Below are 20,978 nucleotides of genomic sequence, written 5' to 3'. Positions count from 1 at the left end.
CCGGGTCGCCGCCGATGGTCAGCCCGCCTGGCCGCCCCAGCCGCCCTGCACCATGGTCTGGAACCGCCACTGGCCGTCGACCTTGACCAGCAGGTCGGCGTAGCGCACCCGCTGCCGCTCGCCGTCGACGGTGAACTCGGCCTCGGTGAGGACGACGGCGAGGCTGCGGGTGAGGAAGTACGGCGTCCGCCGCGACTCCATCCGCAGGTCGCCCCCGCCACCGAGCACTCCGCCCATCATCTCCAGGTACGCCGCGCGGTCGAGCTGGCGGGCGGAGCCCTCCCCGGCCGCGTCGTCGGTGACCGTGTTGAGCGGGAACATCGCCAGCTCGGCGGTGCCGGCCACGTCGCCCGCCTCGGCGAGCGCGTCGTACCGGCGGAACCACTCGTCGAGCGCGGCCAGGTCGGCCGCGTCGGGCACGAACCCCTCGTCGACCGGGGGCGTCATCCGGCTGCGGGACTGCGTCATCTGCTCCTCCTCGGCGGGCCGGATCCGTGCGTCCGGCACCTCGTACGTTGTACCGTACATCGTACGTCCGATTGCGACACTCCCCCCAGGAAGCCTGTCTGTGGGTGCTAGGACACCGTATGGTCACGGTCAGAGACAGGCGCTCGACGCGGACGGGGTCGGACCTGTGACAATGCCGAGAGCAACTTGGCTGCGCCGTGGCGGCGATCGAGGGGGCTGTCCCGTCGACGCCGGGAGAACGAGGATGGGCACATGAGCGACTGGACTGCCTTCGGACGGGTGGACGCGGACGGCACCGTGTACGTCAAGACCGCCGAGGGCGAGCGGGTGGTCGGATCCTGGCAGGCGGGAGCCCCGGAGGAAGGGCTGGCCCACTTCGCCCGGCGCTTCGCCGACCTGGTGACCGAGGTGGACCTCACCGAGGCCCGGCTCAACTCGGGCGCGGCGGACGCCGGCCACTCGCTGACCACGATCCGCCGGATCCGCGCCTCACTGGCCGAGGCGCACGTCGTCGGCGACATCGACGCGCTGGCCGCGCGGCTGGACAAGCTCGCCGCCGTCGCCGAGGAGAAGGCCGGCGAGGCACGCGCCGCCAAGGACGCGGCCCGGGTCGAGGCGCTCGCCCGCAAGACCGCCCTGGTCGAGGAGGCGGAGAAGCTCGCCGCCGAGTCGACCGGCTGGAAGACCGCCGGGGACCGGCTCAAGGAGATCCTCGACGAGTGGAAGACCATCCGCGGGGTCGACAAGAAGATCGACGGTGAGCTGTGGAAGCGGTTCGCCGCCGCCCGGGACGGCTTCACCCGCCGCCGGGGCGCCCACTTCGCCTCCCTCGACCAGCAGCGCAAGCAGGCGCAGACGGTCAAGGAGGAGCTGGTCGCCGAGGCGGAGAAGCTGAAGGACTCCACCGAGTGGGCGGCCACCGCCAACCAGCTCAAGGACCTGATGAACCAGTGGAAGGCCGCCCCGCGCGCCTCCAAGGAGGCCGAGCAGAAGCTCTGGGAACGGTTCCGCGCCGCGCAGGACGCGTTCTTCAGCCGGCGCAGTGAGGTCTTCTCCGCCCGGGACAACGAGCAGCGGGCCAACCTGGAGCGCAAGCAGGCGCTGCTCGCCGAGGCCGAGGCGCTCGACGTCGAGGGTGACCCGAAGGGCGCGCAGGCCAAGCTGCGGGAGATCCAGGCGCAGTGGCACGAGGCCGGCCGGGTGCCGCGCGAGGCCGCCGCCGGGCTGGAGCGGCGGCTGCGCGCCGTCGACGACAAGGTCCGCGAGGTCATGGACTCGGCCTGGCGGCGCACCACCCCGCAGGACAACCCGCTGCTCGCCCAGATGCGGGCGCAGGTCGCCGAGGCGGAGGAGCGGCTGGCCCGCGCCCAGGCCGCCGGGGACGCCCGCCGGATCAAGGAGGCCGAGCAGGCCCTCGCCTCCAAGCGGCAGTTCCTCCAGCTGGCCGAGCAGGCCGGCTGACCCGACCACTCCCGCGAGCCCTCGGCCCCACCCGGGACCGAGGGCTCGCCCCTTCCCCCACCCCACCCCCGCACCCCGCCCCCCACCCCCCTCGCGCGTGCACTTTCAGAGAACGAGTGCCTATTCGACGTGGAATAGGCACTCATTCTCTGAAAGTGCGCGGCGCTCACCGTGAGGGGCGGCGGCGCGGAGGAGCACGGGCGCGGGGCGGCGGAGCGGGGAGCACGGGTGGGCGGGGGCGGCGAGCGGTGCGGTGCCGGGCCGCGTGAGGCGAGCGGTGCGGTGCCGGGCCGCGTGGGCAGGAAAGCGTCGTCCTGGGTCGAGGCTGGTCGGGCCGGTTGACGCATCGAGGTGCGCTGATCAGAATGGGCGCAGAGTCAGGTCGATCACCGGCGCGAGGGCACCGGCGGCGCGGGGCGCCGTCGGAGGTCGCCGGCACTGTCCGCGAGTGGCCGTCCACGTGACACGGCCCGTTGACGCTCGTCCGCGTACCCGATGACGAGCGGGCCGTCTCCCTTGGTCCTTCCGCCCGCGGCGCTCGCGCGGCGCGGGCATCCGAAGTGGAGCCCTGATGCACCGACCCACCGCCCTCGGTGGCGCGCTGACCGCGCTCGCCACCGCCGCGGCCGGCGTGCTCGTCGCCGCCGCCGTCAGCACCTCACCGGCTGCCGCCGCCGTCGGCGGCACCGGCACCGGCTACCTGCGCACCAACGGCAACAAGATCGTCGACAGCACCGGCGCGACGGTACGCCTGACCGGCATCAACTGGTTCGGCATGGAGACCGACAACAAGACCTTCCACGGTCTCTGGTCGAACAACCCGTGGCGCGGCCAGCTCGACAAGATGGCCGGCCTCGGCTACAACACCCTGCGGATCCCGTACTCGAACGACGCGCTGAAGCCGGGGGCGACGGCCAGCGGGATCAACGACTTCGTCAACCCGGATCTGGTCGGGCTCTCCCCGTTGCAGATCCTCGACAAGGTCATCGACTACGCCGGCAGCAAGGGGATGCGGGTCATCCTGGACCGGCACCGGCCCACCTCGGCCGGGCAGTCGCCGCTCTGGTACACCTCGACGGTCTCCGAGGCGACCTGGATCAACGACTGGAAGATGCTCGCCCAGCGGTACGCGGGCAACCCCACGGTGATCGGCGCGGACCTGCACAACGAGCCGCACGCCGAGGGCACCAACCCGGCGGCGACCGGGGCCTGCTGGGGCTGCGGGGACACCGCCCGCGACTGGCGGCTGGCCGCCGAGCGGGCCGGCAACGCGATCCTCGGGGTGCAGCCCAACTGGCTGATCTTCGTGGAGGGGGTGAGCTGCCCCAGCGGCGGCCTGTCGAACGTCTGGGACAACGACCCCAGCAACGACGAGGACTGCGGCTGGTGGGGCGGCAACCTGTCGAAGGCCAAGGACTTCCCGGTCCGGCTGAACGTGGCGAACCGGCTGGTCTACTCGCCGCACGAGTACGCCACCAGCGTCTACGAGCAGTCCTGGTTCAAGGCCCCGGACTACCCGGCGAACATGCCGGCGATCTGGGACAAGTACTGGGGTTACCTGCACAAGCAGAACATCGCGCCGATCATGATGGGCGAGTTCGGCACCACGTTGCAGGATCCGCGGGACAAGGTCTGGCTGGAGAACCTGATGGCCTACACCGGCACCGGGGTCAACGGGATGTCCTTCACCTACTGGTCGTGGAACCCGAACTCGGGTGACACCGGCGGCATCGCGCTGGACGACTGGACCACCATCAACACCGCGAAGCAGGCGATCCTCCAGCCGTACCTGATCCCACCGGTGGGTGGCGGCACCGGCTCGCCCACCGCGAGCCCGACCGGCAGCCCGACCGGCAGCCCGACCGCGACGCCGACCGGCAGCCCGACCACGCCGCCGCCGGCGGGCGCCTGCACGGCGACCTACAAGCAGGTCAACGCGTGGCAGGGCGGCTTCCAGGGTGAGCTGACCGTGAAGAACACCGGCACGGCGGCGGTGAACCCGTGGTCGGTGACCTGGTCCTGGCCGTCGGGGGTGACGCTGGCCAGCGGCTGGAACGCCACGGTGACCCAGTCCGGCACGACGGTGACGGCCGCCGCGCCGACCTGGTCGCCGTCGCTCGCGGCGGGCGCGTCGGTGACGATCGGCTTCACCGCCAACGGCGCGGCGTCCGCGCCGGGCTCGGTGAAGCTGGGCGGCGTCGCCTGCTGAGCACCACCGTCTCCGTGATCGGCGGCCGTCACCAGGAGGGTGGCGGCCGCCGATCTCTGTCCAGGTGGGAACGGGGTGCGGAACTGGAACGACGACGCGATCAACGTGCAGGAGTCGGCGACCAACATCTGGATCGACCACCACAACTGGTTCGACGGTCCGCTTCGGCAACCCGGTGCACGTGTTCAACAACTACTACCGCAACAACGGCGGCTACGGCGTGGCCTCCACGCGCGGGCCGGATCTCGGTCTGAGCGTCCGGGGGAGGAAGCGGTCGGGGCCCGCCGGCGTGGCGAGCCCCGACCTCGCGTCAGTGGGCGGCGCAGCCGGTCGTCGGCGCGGGCGTCGCGGCCGGCGCACCGACCGTGGGCAGCCCGAGCAGCACCCCGGGGGTACGCGGGGAGCGCCCCGCCTCGGCCGCGTCACCGGCCCGGGTACGCCGGTGCGACAGCGGCTCGCCGTCGGCGTTGAGGTGGTGCGGCGCGGCGTAGGTGACCGTGGTGTGCACGATGTCGCCGGGGCGGATCTGCCCGACCAGGCTGCCCGCGTCGAAGTGCACCAGGCGGCCGTCGCGGGCCCGGCCGGACATCCGGCCGGTGCGCTCGTCCTTGCGTCCCTCGCCGACGGCGACCAGCACCTCGACGGTCTCCCCCACCAGGCGCTTGTTCTCCGCCCAGGTGATCTCCTCCACGCAGGCGATCAGCCGCTCGTAGCGCTCCTGCACGACCTGCTTGGGGAGTTGGCCGTCCATGGTGGCGGCCGGGGTGCCGGGGCGCTTGGAGTACTGGAAGGTGAACGCCGAGGAGAACCGGGCCTCGCGCACCACGTCCAGGGTGCGCTGGAAGTCGGCCTCGGTCTCGCCGGGGAAGCCGACGATGATGTCGGTGGTGATCGCCGCGTCCGGCATCGCCGCCCGGACCTTCTCGATGATCCCCAGGTAGCGCTCCGACCGGTACGACCGGCGCATCGCCTTGAGCACGTCGTCGGAGCCGGACTGCAACGGCATGTGCAGCGAGTGGCAGACGTTCGGCGTCTCGGCCATCGCGGCGATCACGTCGTCGGTGAAGTCCTTCGGGTGCGGGCTGGTGAACCGGACCCGCTCCAGCCCGTCGATGTCGCCGCAGGCACGCAGCAGCTTGCCGAAGGCGTACCGGTCGCCGAACTCGACGCCGTAGGAGTTGACGTTCTGCCCGAGCAGGGTCACCTCCAGCACGCCCTCGTCGACCAGGGCGCGCACCTCGGAGAGGATGTCGCCGGGGCGGCGGTCCTTCTCCTTGCCGCGCAGGGAGGGCACGATGCAGAACGTGCAGGTGTTGTTGCAGCCGACCGAGATCGACACCCAGCCGGCGTACGTGGACTCGCGCCGGGTCGGCAGCGTGGAGGGGAAGACGTCGAGGGACTCCAGGATCTCCACCTCGGCGGCGGCGTTGTGCCGGGCCCGCTCCAGCAGCACCGGCAGTGAGCCGATGTTGTGCGTGCCGAAGACCACGTCCACCCAGGGGGCCTTGCGGACGATGTCGCCGCGGTCCTTCTGGGCCAGGCAGCCGCCCACGGCGATCTGCATCCCGGGGTGCTTGTCCTTCACGGGGCGCAGATGACCGAGGTTGCCGTAGAGCCGGTTGTCGGCGTTCTCCCGGACGGCGCAGGTGTTGAACACCACCACGTCCGGGTTGTCGTCGACCTCGCCGGCGCGGACGTAACCTGCCTGCTCCAGCAGGCCGGAGATGCGCTCGGAGTCGTGCACGTTCATCTGGCAGCCGTAGGTGCGCACCTGATAGGTGCGCGGGCTGCGCTCGGCTGCGGTAGTCATGACGTGCACAGCGTATCCGGATGGACCGGGATCCCCCGAACGAGGAGCAGCCCATGTGCCGGAGCATCAAGACCCTGCGCGAACCGTACGTGCCGCAGGTGACCCAGGCCGACGTCGAGGCGGCGGCGTTGCAGTACGTCCGGAAGATCTCCGGGTTCCGCGCCCCTGCCGCCCACAACGCCGAGGCCTTCGACGCCGCGGTACGCGCCGTGGCCGCCGCCACCGCCACCCTGCTGGAGCAGTTGCAGGTCCGGGGCTCCCGCCCCGCCGCCACCCGCTGACCGTCGGGGTTCGGCGGCCCGCCTCCGGGCCGACCCCGGGTCAGGGCCGACGCCGGGTCAGGGGCGGCCCGGGTCAGGCGGCGGCGAGGGCCGGGTTGACCGAGTCGGGGGCCCACCTCGACCGGTGGCAGCGGGACCAGCCCCGGCAGCCGGGGTGGGTCAGCGTGCAGAGCCGCCGGCCGGTCAGCACCTCGCCGTCGTCGGTCTCGGTCACGTCGAAGTGCACCGGGCGGATCGTGCCGTCCGGCGCGACCAGCAGGTGCCGGCCCGCGTCGAGGGTGTCGTCGGCCATCAGGCAGTTGCGGTCGAGCAGCCGGGCCAGCGCCGCGATCGCGCGCTGCTCGTTCAGCGACTCCGGCACCCCGTAGCAGTCCACCACCGTGCCGAACTCCCCCGGCGCCTCCCACACGTCGCAGACCACCGCGTACGTGGGCAGCCGCGCCGGGTCGGCGATGGCGAGGGGCATCACCACCCGGCCGAGCGCCTCGGCCAGCGCCGGGTACACCTCCACGGGTGCCGCCCGGTCGATTCTCCAGTTCCACAGCTCGGTCACGCCGCCTCCTCGCTGCGTTCGTCCCACCGGCCTCCGGATCGGGCCTTACAGACGATGGTGGGGTGCATATGACCTCAGCCGGGGGCAAGTTACCGGTCTGTGACCATTCCGGGCAAAATTTCCTGGAGCGCCATTGCTCCGAGTAGCGGGAAGGTGACAGTTTATCGGGTATGGTGCCCACTCCGGCGGACCCCCGCCCGCGCGTGGCGCACCGGTCACCTCACCGGCGGGCCTCGTGCACCGGGTGCCGCACCGGCGACTCGGCGGGGCCCGGCGGCGACGGTCAGCGCAGCACGACCAGGTGCTCGCCCCGGGGCAGCAGCTCGCCGATCACGGTGCCGCCCGGCACCTCCGCGGCCACCAGCAGCCCGCCGGAGGTCTGGGCGTCGGCCAGCAGCAGCCGCTCCGCCTCGTCGGCCGGGCCGGCGTCGGTCCACGGGGACACCCAGTCCAGGTTGCGGCGGGTGCCGCCGCTGACGTACCCGTCCCGGACCGCCTCGCGCGCCCCCGGCAGGTACGGCACCCGGGCGATGTCGATAGCGACCGTCAGCCGGCTCGCCCGGGCCAGCTTCGCGGCGTGCCCGAGCAGCCCGAAGCCGGTCACGTCGGTGCCGCAGCGCACCCCGGCGGCGACCGCCGCGCGGGCCGCGTCCCGGTTCAGCGTGGTCATCGTGGCGACCGCCGCGTCGAACCGCTCGCCGGTGCGCTTGTGGCGGGTGTTGAGCACGCCGACGCCGAGCGGCTTGGTCAGCGACAGCGGCAGGCCGGCCCGGCCCGCGTCCAGGGTGATCAGCTCGTCCGGGCGGACCACGCCGGTGACGGCGAGGCCGTACTTCGGGCCGTCGTCGTCGACGCTGTGCCCACCGGCCAGGTGGCAGCCGGCCTCCCGGGCGACGTCCTGACCGCCGCGCAGCACCTCCCGCGCCAACTCCAGCGGGAGCACCTCGCGCGGCCAGCAGAGCAGGTTGAGCGCGACCAGCGGGGTGCCGCCCATGGCGTACACGTCGGAGAGCGCGTTGGCCGCGGCGATCCGGCCCCAGTCGTACGGGTCGTCGACGACCGGGGTGAAGAAGTCGGCGGTGCTGACCAGACCGGTGCGCTCGTCCAGCCGGACCACGGCCGCGTCGTCGCCGTGCTCCAGCCCGACCAGCAGCTCGGCGGCGCCGACGGCCGGGGCGAGCCCGGCGACCATCGTCTCCAGCTCGCCGGGAGGGATCTTGCAGGCGCAGCCGCCACCCCGGGCGTAATCGGTCAGGCGGAGCCGCTCGGTCATCCCCACATGATCTCCGTCGGACGTGCCGCCCGCCACCGGAGCGCGCCGCCGAATGGCGGAATTCGGACGCCCCGGGACGGCGCGCCCCGGTGTTACCGCTCCGTGACCATCTGAGTTGCGTTCCGCCACGTCACCCCGCCTACAGTTGCCCAAACCGGGGGTCGACCGACCCCGCTTTCCGGGACGACGACAGGGACGGTGGACGACGTGGCGACGGGCGAACCGCTCATCGTGCTGGACGGGGTCAACAAGTGGTTCGGCCCCCTGCACGTGCTCGACGACGTGTCACTCTCCGTCGGCAAGGGTGAGGTCGTCGTGGTGATCGGGCCCTCCGGCTCCGGCAAGTCGACGCTGTGCCGGACGATCAACCGGCTGGAGCCGATCAACTCCGGGACCATCACCTTCGACGGGCAGCCACTGCCGGCCGAGGGCAAGGCGCTGGCGAAGCTGCGCAGCGAGGTCGGGATGGTCTTCCAGTCGTTCAACCTCTTCGCGCACAAGACCATCCTGGAGAACGTCACCCTCGGCCCGGTGAAGGTCCGCAAGGAGAAGGCGTCCGTCGCCCGCGAGCGCGGCCTGGCCCTGCTCGACCGGGTCGGCATCGCCAACCAGGCCGACAAGTACCCGGCCCAGCTCTCCGGCGGCCAGCAGCAGCGGGCCGCGATCGCCCGCGCGCTGGCCATGCAGCCCAAGGCGATGCTCTTCGACGAGCCGACCAGCGCGCTGGACCCGGAGATGGTCGGCGAGGTGCTCGACGTGATGACCTCGCTGGCGCGCGACGGCATGACCATGGTCGTGGTGACCCACGAGATGGGCTTCGCCCGGCACGCCGCCAACCGGGTCATCTTCATGGCCGACGGGCAGCTCGTCGAGGACGCCCCGCCGGCGGAGTTCTTCGCCAACCCGCGCAGCGAGCGGGCCCGGGACTTCCTTTCCAAGATCCTCACGCACTAGGCGTCCGTAGTGGACCGCGCCGTCCCCCGGTGGGTTCCGTCCAAGAAGGAGATGAGTATGCGTTTCAAGCGCGTGGCGGCGGTCGCCGCAGCGGCGACCCTGGCGCTCGGCCTGGCCGCCTGCGGTGGCGACGCCGAAGAGGGCACCGGCGCCGGCAGCAAGTCCTTCCCGGCCGGCAGCACCATGGAGAAGCTCAACAAGGCCCAGAAGATCAAGGTCGGCACCAAGTTCGACCAGCCGGGCTTCGGCCAGAAGGGCCTGTCGGGTAAGCCCGAGGGCTTCGACGTCGAGATCGCGAAGATCATCGTCAAGGAGCTCGGCATCCCCGAGGACAAGATCGAGTACGTCGAGACGCCGTCGAAGGTCCGTGAGGACGTCATCGTCAACGGCACCGTCGACCTGGTCGCGGCGACCTACACGATCAACGACAAGCGCAAGGAGCGCATCGCCTTCGCGGGCCCGTACTACGAGGCCGGCCAGAACATCCTGGTCAAGAAGGACGACACCACGATCACCGGTCCGGACTCGTTCAAGGACGGCACCAAGAAGGTCTGCTCGGTGACCGGCTCGACCCCGGCCGAGGAGATCAAGAAGTACGTCAAGGACGTCGCCACCCAGGTGGTCCTCTTCGACACGTACGACAAGTGCCGCGACGCCCTCAAGGGCGGCCAGGTGGACGCGGTCACCACGGACAACGTGATCCTGCTCGGCTACATCGCCAAGGACGAGGCGTCCTTCAAGCTGGCCGGCGACAACTTCACCAAGGAGCCGTACGGCATCGGGGTCAAGAAGGAGGACGCGGCCTTCCGCACCTTCATCAACGACACGCTGGAGAAGGCGTTCGCCGACGGCAGCTGGAAGAAGGCGTGGGACGACACCGCCGGCAAGTTCGGCGCGGAGCTGGGCGCCGCTCCGACCGTCAACCGCTACTGACCGACCGCTGATCTGGAGGGTGGGGAGGAACACCGACCCGTGAACGTGCTCATCGACAAGTTCGACGTCTTTGCGGGTGGCTTCTGGCTCACCCTCCAGATCTGCGTGCTCGCCGCGATCGGCGCCCTGATCCTGGGCGCCGTCGTGGCGGTGCTGCGCATCTCTCCGGTGCCGCCGCTGCGCGCGCTCGGCACCGGCTACGTGAACGTCTTCCGGAACATGCCGCTGACGGTGGTGATGTTCTTCGCCGCGTTCGGCCTGCCGGCGCTCGGCTCCAACGCCGACTTCCTGCGCGTCCCCGGGCTGGACGCGATCTTCAGCCGGCTCGACACGGACCTGCCGTACTTCCGGTTCGCGCTGATCGCCCTGGTGCTCTACACCGCGGCGTTCGTCTGCGAGGCGCTGCGCTCCGGCGTGAACGCGGTGCCGGCCGGGCAGGCCGAGGCCGCCCGGTCGCTCGGCCTCACCTTCGGCCAGAACCTGCGGTACGTGGTGCTGCCGCAGTCCTGGAAGGCGTCGGTGGTCCCGCTCGGCTCGGTCATCATCGCGATGATCAAGAACTCCGCGCTGATCGGCTTTTTCGGCGTCGTCGGGGACCTGTCGGCCACGGCCGACCAGCTCACCGGAGCCGAGGGCTACGCCTTCATCCCGGTCGCCATCGGCATCTCGATCGGCTACCTGATCATGACCGTGCCGCTCGGCGCCCTGCTGGACCGGCTGGAGAAGCGACAGGCGGTGGCCCGATGAGTCAGCAGACCAGCGTCCTCTACGACGTCCCCGGCCCCCGCCAGCGGCGGATCACCCTGATCAGCAGCATCGTCGCCACGGTGGTGCTGGCCGTCGGGGCGTACTTCCTGATCTACCGACCGCTGGACGACAAGGGCCAGTTCTCGATGGAGCTGTGGGGGCCGCTGGTCGACCCCGCCAACGAGAACTTCCCGCTGGTCTGGGACCGGATCGGCATCGGCCTGAAGAACACCCTGATCGCGGCGGCGCTGGCCATCGTCGCGTCCCTGGTCGTCGGCACCCTGCTCGCCGTGCTGCGGATCCAGCTCAAGAGCCTGACCCAGCGACGGTTCACCGGGCTCGCCACGCCGGTGGCGTACCTGCTGCGCGGGCTGAGCCTGACGCTGTCCGCGGTCACCCGGGTCTGCGTCGAGGTGTTCCGGGGCCTGCCGGTGGTCATCACGATCTTCTTCGTGGCCCGCGGCTTCCCCGAGTTCGGCATCACCTTCGACACCCTCTGGTACCTGGTCATCGGCCTGACCATCTACAACGCGGTGGTCATCGCCGAGATCCTGCGCTCCGGCATGGAGGGGCTGCCCGGCGGACAGGCGGAGGCCGCCGCCGCGATCGGCCTCTCGCCGATGCAGACCACCCGGATGATCCTGCTGCCGCAGGCCTTCCGGATCATGCTCCCGGCGCTGATCAGCCAGCTCGTCGTGGTGCTCAAGGACACCTCGCTGGGCTTCATCATCAGCTACGAGGAGACCCTGAACATCGGCAAGCAGATCATCGGCGTGCTCGGCAACCCGATCCAGGTGTACGTGGTGATCGGCGTGCTGTTCATCGTGGTGAACTACTCGCTGTCCAAGCTGGCGCAGTACGTGCAGCGCCGGCTCTCCCAGGGCCGCAAGTCGACCGGCGTCCCGGCCCAGACCCCACCCGCCGCGCTGGCCTCCCAGTCCGAGTCCACCGGCCACGGCGTCTGATCCTCGTACGACGAAGGGCCGGCCATCGCGGCCGGCCCTTCGTCGTGTCCGTCAGCGGGCGATCTCGGTGACCCGGGACTCCCGGACCACGGTCACCCGGATCTGGCCGGGGTAGGTCAGCTCCTCCTCGATCTGCTTCGCCACGTCCCGCGCGAGCACCGCCGCGCCGATGTCGTCGACGTCGTCCGGCTTGACCATCACCCGGATCTCCCGGCCCGCCTGCATGGCGAAGACCTTCTCCACGCCGAGCTTGCCGGCCGCGATCTCCTCGATCCGCTCCAGCCGCTTGACGTACGCCTCCAGGCTCTCCCGCCGGGCCCCCGGCCGCCCGCCCGAGCAGGCGTCGGAGGCCTGGGTGAGCACCGCCTCGATGGTCTGCGGCGGCACCTCGTTGTGGTGCGCCTCGATGGCGTGCACCACGTCCTCGTTCTCGCCGTACTTGCGGGCCAGGTCCGCACCGATGATGGCGTGGCTGCCCTCCACCTCGTGGGTGAGCGCCTTGCCGATGTCGTGCAGGAACGCGCAGCGCTTGATGGTCGGCACGTCCAGCCGCAGCTCGGCGGCCATGATGCCGGCGATGTGCGCGGTCTCCACCAGGTGCTTGAGCACGTTCTGCCCGTACGAGGTGCGGTAGCGCAGCCGGCCGAGCAGGGTGACCAGCTCGGGGTGGATCTCGGTGATGCCGACCTCGACCAGGGCGTCCTCGGCCGCCCGGTGGCAGAGCTCCTCCACCTCCTGCCGGGCCAGCTCGTGCACCTCCTCGATCCGGTGCGGGTGGATCCGGCCGTCGAGGACCAGCTTCTCCAGGGTGAGCCGGCCGACCTCCCGGCGTACCGGGTCGAAGCAGGAGAGCAGCACCGCCTCGGGGGTGTCGTCGATGATCAGGTTGACCCCGGTCACCGACTCGAAGGCGCGGATGTTGCGCCCCTCCCGGCCGATGATCCGCCCCTTCATCTCGTCCCCGGGCAGGTGCAGGACGCTGACCACGCTCTCCGCGGTCTGCTCGCTGGCCACCCGTTGGATCGCGTCCACCACGATGTGCCGGGCCCGCTGCTCGGCGGTGTTCCGGGCGTCCGACTCGATGTCCCGGACCAGCAGCGCGGCCTCCCGCTTGGCCTGCGTCTCGATCACCTCGATCAGCTCGGCGCGGGCGGACTCGGCGGTCAGCCCGGCGATCCGCTCCAGCTCGCGGCGGCGCTGCTCCTCGGCGGCGGCCAGCGCGGCCTCCCGCTCGACCAGGGCGCCCTCGCGTTCGGCCAGGGCGGCGCTGGCCGCGGTGAGCTGCCGCTCCCGTTCGGCGAGGCGCTCCACCTCCTCGGTGTGCAACCGCTCGCGCTCGTCCATCCGGGCCGCCCGGCGCTCCACCTCGGCGGCCTGCTCACGGGTGGTGGCGGCGAGGACCGCGACCTCCCGCTCGCCGCTGCGCCGGGCGGTGGTGCGCAACTGCTCGGCGTCCACCTCGGCCTGCTTGTGGGCCCGCTCCAGGATGGTGTCGGCCTCGGCCCGGGCGTCGTCGAGCACCCGCCTGGCCTCGGCCCGGGCCGCCTTCGCCTCGGCCTTCGCGGCAGCCGCCTCGGCGCGGGCCGCCGCCGCGGCGGACTTCGCCACGTCGATGGTGCTGTTGGCCTCGTCGGCCGCGGTGCGCAGCGCGGCCAGGGACTGCTCCTGGCGGTCCTTCTCGGCGATGAACGCCGGATCCTCCGGCCGGGGCGCCGCGCCGAGCTGCCGCACCACCCGCACCCCGAACAGGACGGCGCCGACGACGATCACGGAGAGGAGCACCACCGCGACGAGCAGCACCACCTCGACGGCACTCATGACCGCGCCCCGTCGCACCGCACCGCGGAACGGGGGCGTCGCGCTTCGCCGGCTGGTCCGCGCCCGCCGACACCCCCTCGGGACCCGTGGTCCCTGTGCCGCCCCGCCATGGCCGCCTCCCCTGAACGTCGACGCCGCGGCGAACCGTGCCTCGGGCACGAACCGCCGCGGCCCTGGACGCCCGACCGAGCGGCTGGCCGTGGGTACAGCTCTCCGTCGGCGGTGCCGGCGGCACCGTCGACAGCCGGTTGCAGTTGTCGGACCACTCCGGACCGGCCGTCCGGAGTCGCCGTCACAGGCCGGTGGAGCTGGCCAAAGTGATGCTGTTCTGTTACGCGATCTATGTTGTGCGCTTAGCCTGCGCTGGTCGGGCACTGTGAGCCTGTATGGCGAGGCTAGGTCGCGGACGGCCGTTCGGTCAAGGACTCATGATCAAACCCCCCGAACGGAGAGAAGTTGAGCCGTCACCCGATGGTGATGTCAGGCCGGACACCAGGGGACAAACCTCGCCGTCCGTCGGCCGCGTCCGGGTCAGGCAGCCCCGGGGGCAGGCGGCCGCGAGGGCGCGGCCCCGGGGTCAGGCGGCCCCGAGGGCAGGCGGCCCCGAGGGCGCGCGGCGCCGGGGTGAGGCGGCCCTGAGGTCAGGCGGCTCCGGGGTCAGGCGGCGCCGAGGGCGCGCGCGGCCAGCACCAGGGCGGCGTTGTCGGGCGCCGGTGTCCCGTCCGGCAGGTGGAGGGTGTCCTCCAGGCCGATCCGGGTGTCCAGGCCACGGCGGACCGCCTCGGCGAGCACCGGCCAGGTGGCGGCGCCCTCACCGTGCAGCAGTAGCGGCGGGTCGGCCGGGGTGAGCAGGGTGAGCATCGCGGCCGCGTCGACCAGCGCCTCGGCCGGGTCGTCCGGGGTGCACTCGACGAGGATCCGCCCGGCCGGCACCCGCCACCGCCGGTACGCGGGCACGTCCCCGGGGGCCCAGACACCCGCCTCCACCATGACGCCCCGCTCGTGCAGGACGGTGGCGACCTGCTCGGCCCCCGGCTCGTGCACGTTCACCGAGGCGAAGTCGGGCAGCACCGTCCAGGCGCGGACGGCGGCGACCCGGGCCGCCGGATCGGGCTCGACCCAGGCGCCCGTGGTCACCCCGACGGCCAGCCTCGGCCGGACGGCCCGCAGGGCGGTCACCGCCCCGGCGACCGCCGACGCGGTCAGCGACTCGGCACCGGTGGCGTCGCGCGGGTGCACGTGCACGGCGGTGACCCCGAGGTCGGCACAGCGCGCCGCGGCGGCGGCGAGTTCGGCGGGGCTGACCGGTACGGCGGGATGGACGTCACGACGCCGGCCACCGTTGAGACACGCCTTCAACACCGCACCATCATCACCGCTGCGGCAGACCGGGGCCGGCCCGGTCCGGTGCCGTTGGCACCAGACATGGCGGTTCGGTACCGCAAAGGGGTGGTCGTCGTACCAACCTGCCCGGTCATCGCCGTAGCCACTCTGGACGTCGCGGCACCCGCCTGGGTCGTCGGGCCGCTTCCTCAGGGCGTCGTCGCGGTACCGCGTCAGTCGAGGGGGCGGGTGTCCCGGTCGAGTTCACCCTCGGCCTCGGCGAGGGCGTCCGCGTCGATCTGGTCGGCGAACTCGGCCGCCTCGGCGCTCTGGGCGGCCAGGGCGTCCTTCACCGCACGGATCGCCACCCCCGGCGGGTAGCCCTTGCGGGCCAGCATGCCGACCAGCCGGCGGAAGACCGCGTCGGGCTCACCCCGGGCCGTCCGCAGCTTCCGCTCCACCAGCGCGCGGGCGGTCTCCGCCTCGGTCTCCTCGTCCAACTCGCCGAGGGCCTCGCTCGCCACCTCACCGTCCACGCCACGCTGGCGCAGCTCGTTGGCGAGGGCGCGTCGGGCCAGCCCACGACCGGCGTGACGGCTGGAGACCCAGGCGCGGGCGAAGGCGGCGTCGTCGATGATGCCGACCTCGTCGTACCGGTCGAGCACCTGGGCCGACACCTCGTCGGAGATGCCTCGCCTGGCCAGCGCCCCGGCCAGCTCCGCCCGGGTACGGGGACGCACCGCGAGCTGCCGCAGGCAGATCTCCCGGGCCTCCTCGGCCTCGTCGCGCGGCGGGGCGGCGGGTGCCTCCGGATCGGTGTCGTCGGCCCGCGACCGGCGACCTCGGCGAGGGCGGGGCGGGCTGGTGGCGTCACCCGCACGGGGCGGACTGGCGTCCCAGCCGCGCCCCGTGCGAGCGCGTCGTCCTGCCACGACTCAGCGACCGGTCAGAAGTCGACCGGCGGCAGCTCCGGGCCACCGGCGGCGTCGCCCGCGCCGACCCCGACGCCGAGCTTCTCCAGGATCTTCTTCTCGATCTCGGCGGCCACGTCCGGGTTCTCCTTGAGGAACTCCCGGGCCTTCTCCTTGCCCTGGCCGAGCTGGTCGCCGTCGTAGGTGTACCAGGCGCCGGACTTGCGGATGATCGCCTGCTCGACGCCGACGTCGATCAGCGAGCCTTCGCGGGAGATGCCCTTGCCGTACATGATGTCGAACTCGGCCTGCTTGAACGGCGCGGCGACCTTGTTCTTCACGACCTTGACCCGGGTGCGGTTACCGACCACGTCGGTGCCGTCCTTGAGGCTCTCGATGCGGCGCACGTCGAGCCGGACCGAGGCGTAGAACTTCAGCGCCCGACCACCGGTGGTGGTCTCCGGGCTGCCGAACATCACGCCGATCTTCTCGCGGAGCTGGTTGATGAAGATCGCCGTGGTGCCGGTGTTGTTGAGCACACCGGTGATCTTCCGCAGCGCCTGGCTCATCAGCCGGGCCTGGAGGCCCACGTGGCTGTCGCCCATCTCGCCCTCGATCTCGGCGCGCGGCACCAGCGCGGCCACCGAGTCGATCACGATGATGTCGATCGCGCCGGAGCGGACCAGCATGTCGGCGATCTCCAGCGCCTGCTCGCCGGTGTCCGGCTGGGAGACCAGCAGGGCGTCCGTGTCGACGCCGAGGGCCTTCGCGTACTCCGGGTCGAGCGCGTGCTCGGCGTCGACGAAGGCGGCGATGCCGCCGGCCCGCTGGGCGTTGGCCACCGCGTGCAGGGCGACCGTGGTCTTACCGCTGGACTCGGGACCGTAGATCTCGACGACCCGGCCCCGGGGCAGACCGCCCACGCCGAGCGCCACGTCGAGCGCGATCGAGCCGGTGGGGATCACCGAGGTCTGGATGACCGGCCGCTCCCCCAGCCGCATCACCGAACCCTTGCCGAACTGCTTGTCGATCTGAGCGAGAGCAAGGTCGAGTGCCTTCTCCCGGTCGGGCCCTGCGGCCATGTTTGCCACCCCTGCCTTCGCCGGCGTCTTTCCTGAGCTTCGCGTCACGCGGGACACGCTAGGCGCTGGGTCCGACAGAAAACCAGCCGACCGGCCGTGAGCTGTGGACGAGCGCCCCGCTGTGGACAATAGCCGAACAGGTGTACGACTCGGCAAGCGACACGCGGAAGTGACGAAAGGGCTGCTCAGCGTAGCCGGGCGGGAACCCGGTCGGGATAGGCGGCGACGACCGCCCGCCACACCACGTGCGTCTGCTCACCCTCGGCGAGCGCCTGCGTGATGGTCCGCCCACCCAACTCGGAGAGCACCTGGTCGCTGGCGATGCTGGCCGCGTAACCCGGCCCGAAGGCCTCCTCCAGCCGGGTCCAGAAGTCGGTCAGCCGCACGTGATCAGTCCTCCTCGTCGGACGCCCCGGACGGCGGCGCCGGACGCAACGCTAGCGCCACCAGGGGCACCACCGCGATCGCGGCCAGCAGGGTGAGCGTCGGATAACCGGCCAACCGCACGACAAACCCGCTGGCCGCCGCCGCACCGGCCCCGGCCAGTCCCATGGTCAGGTCCGACAACCCCTGCACGCTCGGCCGGACCCCGGTCGGCACCGACTCCGACAGCAGGGTCGAGCCGGCGACCATGGTGCCCGACCAGCCCAGCCCGAGCAGGACCAGGCCGACCGAGAGCAGCGGCGTGTGGTGCCCGGCCGTCCCGGCGACCGCGCAGGCGGCCAGCAGGGTGCCCACCCCGCCGAGGATCACCGCGCGCCGGCCGACCCGGTCGGTGAGCCAGCCCACCACCGGGGAGAGCGCGTACATGCCGGCGATGTGCAGGCTCAGCACGATGCCGACCACGCGCAGCACGTCCACGTCGGCGTGCGACTCGCCGAGGCGTACCGGGGTCATCGTCATCACCGCGACCATCACCAGGTGGCCGACCGCGACGGCGGCGATGCCGAGCCGGGCGGCCGGACGGGCGGCGACCACCCGCCAGGCCGCGCGCATGCCGGCCGCACGCGGCCCGGCGGTCGCCGGGGACCCGGTGGCCACCGACCCGGCCGGCGCGAGCCGGCGCGCGGTGAGCAGCGGGTCGGGCCGCAGCAGCACCAACAGGACGACCGCCGCCAGCACGAAGGCCGCCGCGCTGAACGCGAACGGCCCGGACAGCGCTGGGAGCCCCCAGCCGTGGGTGACGCGGTCGGCGAGCGCGGCGAAGTTCGGCGCGGCCACCGCGCCGATGGTGGTGGCCCAGACGATCAGCGACAACTGGCGGGCGCGCCGGGCCGGCTCGGCGAGATCCACCGCGGTGTAGCGGGCCTGGAGGTTGGCGGCGGTGCCGCCGCCGAAGAGCAGCATGCCGAGGAAGAGCAGGGGCACCCAGCCGGTGACCGCGGCGAGCACCACCAGCACTCCGCCGACCGCGCCGACGAGGTACGCCAGCACCAGCCCCGGCCGGCGGCCGTGCCCGGTCATCACCCGGGTGACCGGGATCGCGAGCAACGCCGCGCCGACCACCCCGGCGCTCTGCGCGAGCCCGGCCACCGCCGTCCCGGCGACCCGGGCGGCGAGCAGCGCCCCGACGGACAGCCCGATGGTGACGCCGATGCCGCCGATGATCTGGGTCCCGAAGAGCAGCCGCAGCGTGCGCCGCTGGATCGGGGCGACGTCCGACCGGGTGAACGCCGGCGCGGTCAGGTCGGTGGCCATCGGATGCTCCTGGGTAAGGGGTGACGGGCTGCCCCATCCTTGCGCACCCGGCCGCGGCGGCGCACGGGTGTTCTCCCCCGAGCCGCATCCGCCCCGGCCAGGGCGGGGCGCACCCGCACCGGGCCACGTGGCACACCCGTCGCCGGCCCGCGCCGGGCCCGTGCGACGGTACGGCCCGCGCCGGCGCGTGACGTGCCCGTGCGGCAGCACGCAGGTCACCGGCCCGCGGCGGCACGCGACCTGCCCTGCCGTGGCACGCGACCTGGCGGAGCCGCGGCACACGACCCGGCGGAGCCGTGGCACGCGACCTGGCGGGCGGCGGCACGCAACCTGGCGGAGCGGTGGCGCGGCGGCCGCTCAGCTCCACCAGATGGCGTCGGTGACGGGGACGAACCCGAGCGAGTCGTAGAGCGGCCGGCCGGCCCGGGCGGCGGTCAGCGTCACCGGCCGGTCGCCGAGGTGCGTCAGCGCCGCGTGCAGCAGCGCCCGGCCGACGCCCCGGGAACGGTGCGCGGGCAGCGTGGTCATCCAGTAGACCCCGGCGCCGTCGTCGGCCACGGTCAGGCAGGCGCCGGCCGGCGTCCCGCCCCGGTGGGCGACCAGGAAGCGGACCCGTGGCCGGTCGAGCAGCGCGGGCGGGAACGCCTCGCCCGGCCGGTGCGGCTGCCACGGCTCCAGCGGGAAGCCGTGCACCACCAGGCCCTCGGCGACGGCGAGCTGCGCCGGGGTCGTGGCGAGCGTGACCTCCAGGGCGGGCGGCGGGACCGGCGCCGGCCGGCGGATCATGATCGGCAGGGATCGTCGGGTGAGGCCGGCCCCGGTGAGGTCCACGCCGCCGAACGGGTCCTCGACGACGACCCGGCCCGGCAGCCGCCGCCGTACCAGGTCGGTCAGCGCCGCCACGTCGGATGCCGACGGCGCGGAGGTCAGCAGCAGGACCCGCAGGCCGGCGCGGTCGTCACCGTGGACGGCGAGCAGACCGGGCAGCCGGCTCAGGGCGTGTCCCCGGGCCTCGGCGAGCGCGGTCCAGAGCGCGGCGGCGTTGCGGGTGGCCAGGTGCAGGTCGTCGACGGCCCCGTCGGACCGGGCGGTGATCGGAGCGGTACCCATGCCGGCCACGCTAGGCGGCCCGCCGCCCCCGACGCAGGTCCAATACGGCGTCCCCGGGCTGGTCCGCCGCCGGGCACCGTCGGGGGGCCGTCCGGTGTGCGGTCGGCGGACGCCCGGGCGGCGCAGCGTGTCCGGCCCGAGGCCCGCGTGAGGGCCGGCCGTCCAGCATGGAGCGGAAAGGGGGAGCGGGGAAGCGGACCTCGGCGCTACCGTTCCCGCGTGACGCAGGCCCGTGCGGTGGTGGAGCGGTTCAACGACGCCTGGGAGCGGGGTGACCTGGCCACGGTGTCGGCGTGCCTGGCCGAGGACGTGTCCTACTGCCCGAACGCGTGGGACGGGCCGGCCGCCACCGTCCGGGGGCGGGCGGCGGTGACCGCCGCGTTCGCCGACCAGCTCGGTCCCGACGAGGGGCCGCTGCTCGGTCCGGTGTGGGCGGACGGCGATCGGGTGGTCTGCGAATGGGCCTGGGCGCCGGCCGGGGACGGGACGGTGCTGCGCGGCCTGGACGTCTACCGGGTCCGGGACGGCCGGATCGTCGCCAAGGACGTCTACGGCAAGATCACCCGATCCGGCTGAGGCCCTGGCGGGGCGGGGACGGCGCGGCTTCAGGCCGCCAGCGCCCGGGCGGCGACGGTGAGGTCGGCGACCAGTCCCTCGTACGCCGCGTCCTGGTCGTCGGCGCGCAGCACGGCGGACGGGTGGATGGTGGCCAGCAGCCGCGCGGCGGGCGCGTCGGCGACCTTCCCGGCGCTGTCCACCGGCACCCGGGTGAAGTCCTCGGGGCGCTGCGCGGACGCGGGCCACGGCAGCAGTTCGCCGCGCTGCCGGGTGACCCGGAACGACGGGCCGAGCAACGCCTTCGCGGCGGTCGCGCCGAGCACCACCACCAGCTCCGGGCGCAGGCGGGAGAACTCGGCCACCAGCCACGGCCGGCAGGCGGTGATGTGCACCCGGTCCGGGGTCTGGTGGATGCGCCGCCTGCCGCGCAGCTCGAAGCGGAAGTGCTTGACCGCGTTGGTCAGGTAGATGTGCCCCGGGTCGATGCCGGCGTCGTCGACCGCCTTGCGCAGCAGCCGTCCGGCGGGGCCGACGAAGGGCAGCCCCTTCTGGTCCTCCATGTCGCCGGGCTGCTCGCCGACGAAGACCACCCGGGCGCTCTCGTCGCCCCGGCCGAAGACCGTCTGCGAGGCGTCCCGGTACAGCTCGCAGCCCTGGCAGCCGGCGGCGGCGGCGCGCAACTGGTCCAGGGTGTCGGCCTGTGGCGGGATGAACTGCTGGGCACCGGGGGCGTCGGTCTGCTCGGCCATGCCGACTGTTCTACCCCGCGCCGCGGCGGTCACGCGGTGCACCCGCCCGGCGTGGCGGAGCGGCCTTCGCCGCCA

General features: G+C 72.9%; 20 protein-coding genes. 8 read left to right on the top strand and 12 right to left on the bottom strand.

Features of this window, described 5'->3' with window-relative positions; translation table 11 throughout:
• Positions 1-18: 18 nt before the first annotated feature.
• Positions 19-507 (bottom strand): hypothetical protein, encoded by a 489-nt coding sequence (locus tag GA0070614_RS23675; RefSeq protein ID WP_231933370.1) that lies wholly within the window; start codon positions 505-507, stop codon positions 19-21.
• A 213-nt stretch (positions 508-720) separates the two neighbouring features.
• On the opposite strand from GA0070614_RS23675, the gene GA0070614_RS23670 reads away from it, so the two are divergent.
• Both GA0070614_RS23670 and GA0070614_RS23665 read left to right on the top strand, forming a co-directional pair.
• Positions 721-1,929, top strand: a complete 1,209-nt coding sequence (locus GA0070614_RS23670; RefSeq protein WP_088978028.1) for a DUF349 domain-containing protein — start codon at positions 721-723, stop codon at positions 1,927-1,929.
• 571 nt (positions 1,930-2,500) lie between these two features.
• Positions 2,501-4,138 (top strand): cellulase family glycosylhydrolase, encoded by a 1,638-nt coding sequence (locus GA0070614_RS23665; protein ID WP_088978027.1) that lies wholly within the window; start codon positions 2,501-2,503, stop codon positions 4,136-4,138.
• Positions 4,139-4,448: 310 nt separating this feature from the next.
• Here GA0070614_RS23665 and miaB read toward each other — a convergent pair whose 3' ends face one another.
• Positions 4,449-5,948 (bottom strand): tRNA (N6-isopentenyl adenosine(37)-C2)-methylthiotransferase MiaB, encoded by a 1,500-nt coding sequence (gene miaB, locus GA0070614_RS23660; protein WP_088979614.1) that lies wholly within the window; start codon positions 5,946-5,948, stop codon positions 4,449-4,451.
• 20 nt (positions 5,949-5,968) lie between these two features.
• Between miaB and GA0070614_RS23655 the strand changes: the two genes are divergently transcribed.
• On the top strand, positions 5,969-6,229 hold the full coding sequence (locus GA0070614_RS23655) for a DUF2277 family protein (RefSeq protein ID WP_231933369.1): 261 nt from the start codon (positions 5,969-5,971) through the stop codon (positions 6,227-6,229).
• A 73-nt stretch (positions 6,230-6,302) separates the two neighbouring features.
• Here the strand turns inward: GA0070614_RS23655 and GA0070614_RS23650 are convergent, their stop codons facing one another.
• Together GA0070614_RS23650 and selD are read right to left on the bottom strand one after the other, a co-directional pair.
• On the bottom strand, positions 6,303-6,782 hold the full coding sequence (locus GA0070614_RS23650; protein ID WP_088978026.1) for a hypothetical protein: 480 nt from the start codon (positions 6,780-6,782) through the stop codon (positions 6,303-6,305).
• A 283-nt stretch (positions 6,783-7,065) separates the two neighbouring features.
• Positions 7,066-8,055, bottom strand: coding sequence for a selenide, water dikinase SelD (gene selD / locus GA0070614_RS23645; RefSeq protein ID WP_088978025.1), 990 nt, complete (start codon positions 8,053-8,055; stop codon positions 7,066-7,068).
• 198 nt (positions 8,056-8,253) lie between these two features.
• Here selD and GA0070614_RS23640 point away from each other — a divergent pair, with 198 nt between their 5' ends.
• From GA0070614_RS23640 to GA0070614_RS23625, 4 genes are read left to right on the top strand one after another with little or no spacing between them, the layout of a single operon-like run.
• Positions 8,254-9,009: an amino acid ABC transporter ATP-binding protein gene (locus GA0070614_RS23640; protein WP_088978024.1), complete on the top strand. Its 756-nt coding sequence runs from the start codon at positions 8,254-8,256 to the stop codon at positions 9,007-9,009.
• Between the two features lie 57 nt (positions 9,010-9,066).
• Complete coding sequence (locus GA0070614_RS23635) at positions 9,067-9,942, top strand: glutamate ABC transporter substrate-binding protein (protein WP_088978023.1); 876 nt, start codon at positions 9,067-9,069, stop codon at positions 9,940-9,942.
• A gap of 39 nt (positions 9,943-9,981) precedes the next feature.
• Positions 9,982-10,689, top strand: a complete 708-nt coding sequence (locus GA0070614_RS23630; RefSeq protein WP_088978022.1) for an amino acid ABC transporter permease — start codon at positions 9,982-9,984, stop codon at positions 10,687-10,689.
• Positions 10,686-11,654 (top strand): amino acid ABC transporter permease, encoded by a 969-nt coding sequence (locus tag GA0070614_RS23625; protein WP_088978021.1) that lies wholly within the window; start codon positions 10,686-10,688, stop codon positions 11,652-11,654. Before GA0070614_RS23630 ends, GA0070614_RS23625 begins: the two co-directional genes overlap by 4 nt.
• A gap of 51 nt (positions 11,655-11,705) precedes the next feature.
• Here GA0070614_RS23625 and rny read toward each other — a convergent pair whose 3' ends face one another.
• The 7 genes from rny to GA0070614_RS23590 all read right to left on the bottom strand — a co-directional run bounded on the left by rny (position 11,706) and on the right by GA0070614_RS23590 (position 19,596).
• Entirely contained in the window at positions 11,706-13,472 is a 1,767-nt protein-coding gene (rny, locus tag GA0070614_RS23620) for a ribonuclease Y (protein ID WP_088978020.1), read from the bottom strand.
• Between the two features lie 657 nt (positions 13,473-14,129).
• Positions 14,130-14,834, bottom strand: coding sequence for a 3-keto-5-aminohexanoate cleavage protein (locus tag GA0070614_RS23615; RefSeq protein WP_088978019.1), 705 nt, complete (start codon positions 14,832-14,834; stop codon positions 14,130-14,132).
• A 194-nt stretch (positions 14,835-15,028) separates the two neighbouring features.
• On the bottom strand, positions 15,029-15,727 hold the full coding sequence (locus GA0070614_RS23610; RefSeq protein WP_088978018.1) for a regulatory protein RecX: 699 nt from the start codon (positions 15,725-15,727) through the stop codon (positions 15,029-15,031).
• 14 nt (positions 15,728-15,741) lie between these two features.
• Complete coding sequence (gene recA, locus GA0070614_RS23605) at positions 15,742-16,788, bottom strand: recombinase RecA (protein ID WP_088978017.1); 1,047 nt, start codon at positions 16,786-16,788, stop codon at positions 15,742-15,744.
• Between the two features lie 185 nt (positions 16,789-16,973).
• The gene (locus GA0070614_RS23600) at positions 16,974-17,174 is read right to left on the bottom strand and encodes a DUF3046 domain-containing protein (RefSeq protein ID WP_088978016.1); all 201 of its coding nucleotides are present in this window, start codon (positions 17,172-17,174) and stop codon (positions 16,974-16,976) included.
• A 4-nt stretch (positions 17,175-17,178) separates the two neighbouring features.
• Positions 17,179-18,486, bottom strand: coding sequence for an MFS transporter (locus tag GA0070614_RS23595; protein WP_088978015.1), 1,308 nt, complete (start codon positions 18,484-18,486; stop codon positions 17,179-17,181).
• A gap of 357 nt (positions 18,487-18,843) precedes the next feature.
• Positions 18,844-19,596, bottom strand: a complete 753-nt coding sequence (locus tag GA0070614_RS23590) for a GNAT family N-acetyltransferase (RefSeq protein WP_088978014.1) — start codon at positions 19,594-19,596, stop codon at positions 18,844-18,846.
• A 219-nt stretch (positions 19,597-19,815) separates the two neighbouring features.
• Here GA0070614_RS23590 and GA0070614_RS23585 point away from each other — a divergent pair, with 219 nt between their 5' ends.
• The gene (locus tag GA0070614_RS23585; protein ID WP_088978013.1) at positions 19,816-20,172 is read left to right on the top strand and encodes a nuclear transport factor 2 family protein; all 357 of its coding nucleotides are present in this window, start codon (positions 19,816-19,818) and stop codon (positions 20,170-20,172) included.
• A gap of 29 nt (positions 20,173-20,201) precedes the next feature.
• Here the strand turns inward: GA0070614_RS23585 and GA0070614_RS23580 are convergent, their stop codons facing one another.
• On the bottom strand, positions 20,202-20,903 hold the full coding sequence (locus GA0070614_RS23580) for a UdgX family uracil-DNA binding protein (protein WP_088978012.1): 702 nt from the start codon (positions 20,901-20,903) through the stop codon (positions 20,202-20,204).
• Positions 20,904-20,978: the final 75 nt, after the last annotated feature.

The organism is Micromonospora coxensis, assembly GCF_900090295.1.
GTDB classification, from domain to species: Bacteria; Actinomycetota; Actinomycetes; order Mycobacteriales; family Micromonosporaceae; genus Micromonospora; species Micromonospora coxensis.
Note: the sequence above shows the minus strand (reverse complement) of the source record. Positions and strands in the feature narration are given on the sequence as shown.

Coding starts and splice junctions, on each gene's coding strand:
- GA0070614_RS23670 (WP_088978028.1), top strand. CDS start 721: ATGAGCGACTGGACTGCCTTCGGACGGGTGGACGCGGACGGCACCGTG.
- GA0070614_RS23665 (WP_088978027.1), top strand. CDS start 2,501: ATGCACCGACCCACCGCCCTCGGTGGCGCGCTGACCGCGCTCGCCACC.
- miaB (WP_088979614.1), bottom strand. CDS start 5,948: ATGACTACCGCAGCCGAGCGCAGCCCGCGCACCTATCAGGTGCGCACC.
- GA0070614_RS23655 (WP_231933369.1), top strand. CDS start 5,969: ATGGACCGGGATCCCCCGAACGAGGAGCAGCCCATGTGCCGGAGCATC.
- selD (WP_088978025.1), bottom strand. CDS start 8,055: ATGACCGAGCGGCTCCGCCTGACCGATTACGCCCGGGGTGGCGGCTGC.
- GA0070614_RS23635 (WP_088978023.1), top strand. CDS start 9,067: ATGCGTTTCAAGCGCGTGGCGGCGGTCGCCGCAGCGGCGACCCTGGCG.
- GA0070614_RS23625 (WP_088978021.1), top strand. CDS start 10,686: ATGAGTCAGCAGACCAGCGTCCTCTACGACGTCCCCGGCCCCCGCCAG.
- rny (WP_088978020.1), bottom strand. CDS start 13,472: ATGAGTGCCGTCGAGGTGGTGCTGCTCGTCGCGGTGGTGCTCCTCTCC.
- recA (WP_088978017.1), bottom strand. CDS start 16,788: ATGGCCGCAGGGCCCGACCGGGAGAAGGCACTCGACCTTGCTCTCGCT.
- GA0070614_RS23595 (WP_088978015.1), bottom strand. CDS start 18,486: ATGGCCACCGACCTGACCGCGCCGGCGTTCACCCGGTCGGACGTCGCC.
- GA0070614_RS23590 (WP_088978014.1), bottom strand. CDS start 19,596: ATGGGTACCGCTCCGATCACCGCCCGGTCCGACGGGGCCGTCGACGAC.
- GA0070614_RS23580 (WP_088978012.1), bottom strand. CDS start 20,903: ATGGCCGAGCAGACCGACGCCCCCGGTGCCCAGCAGTTCATCCCGCCA.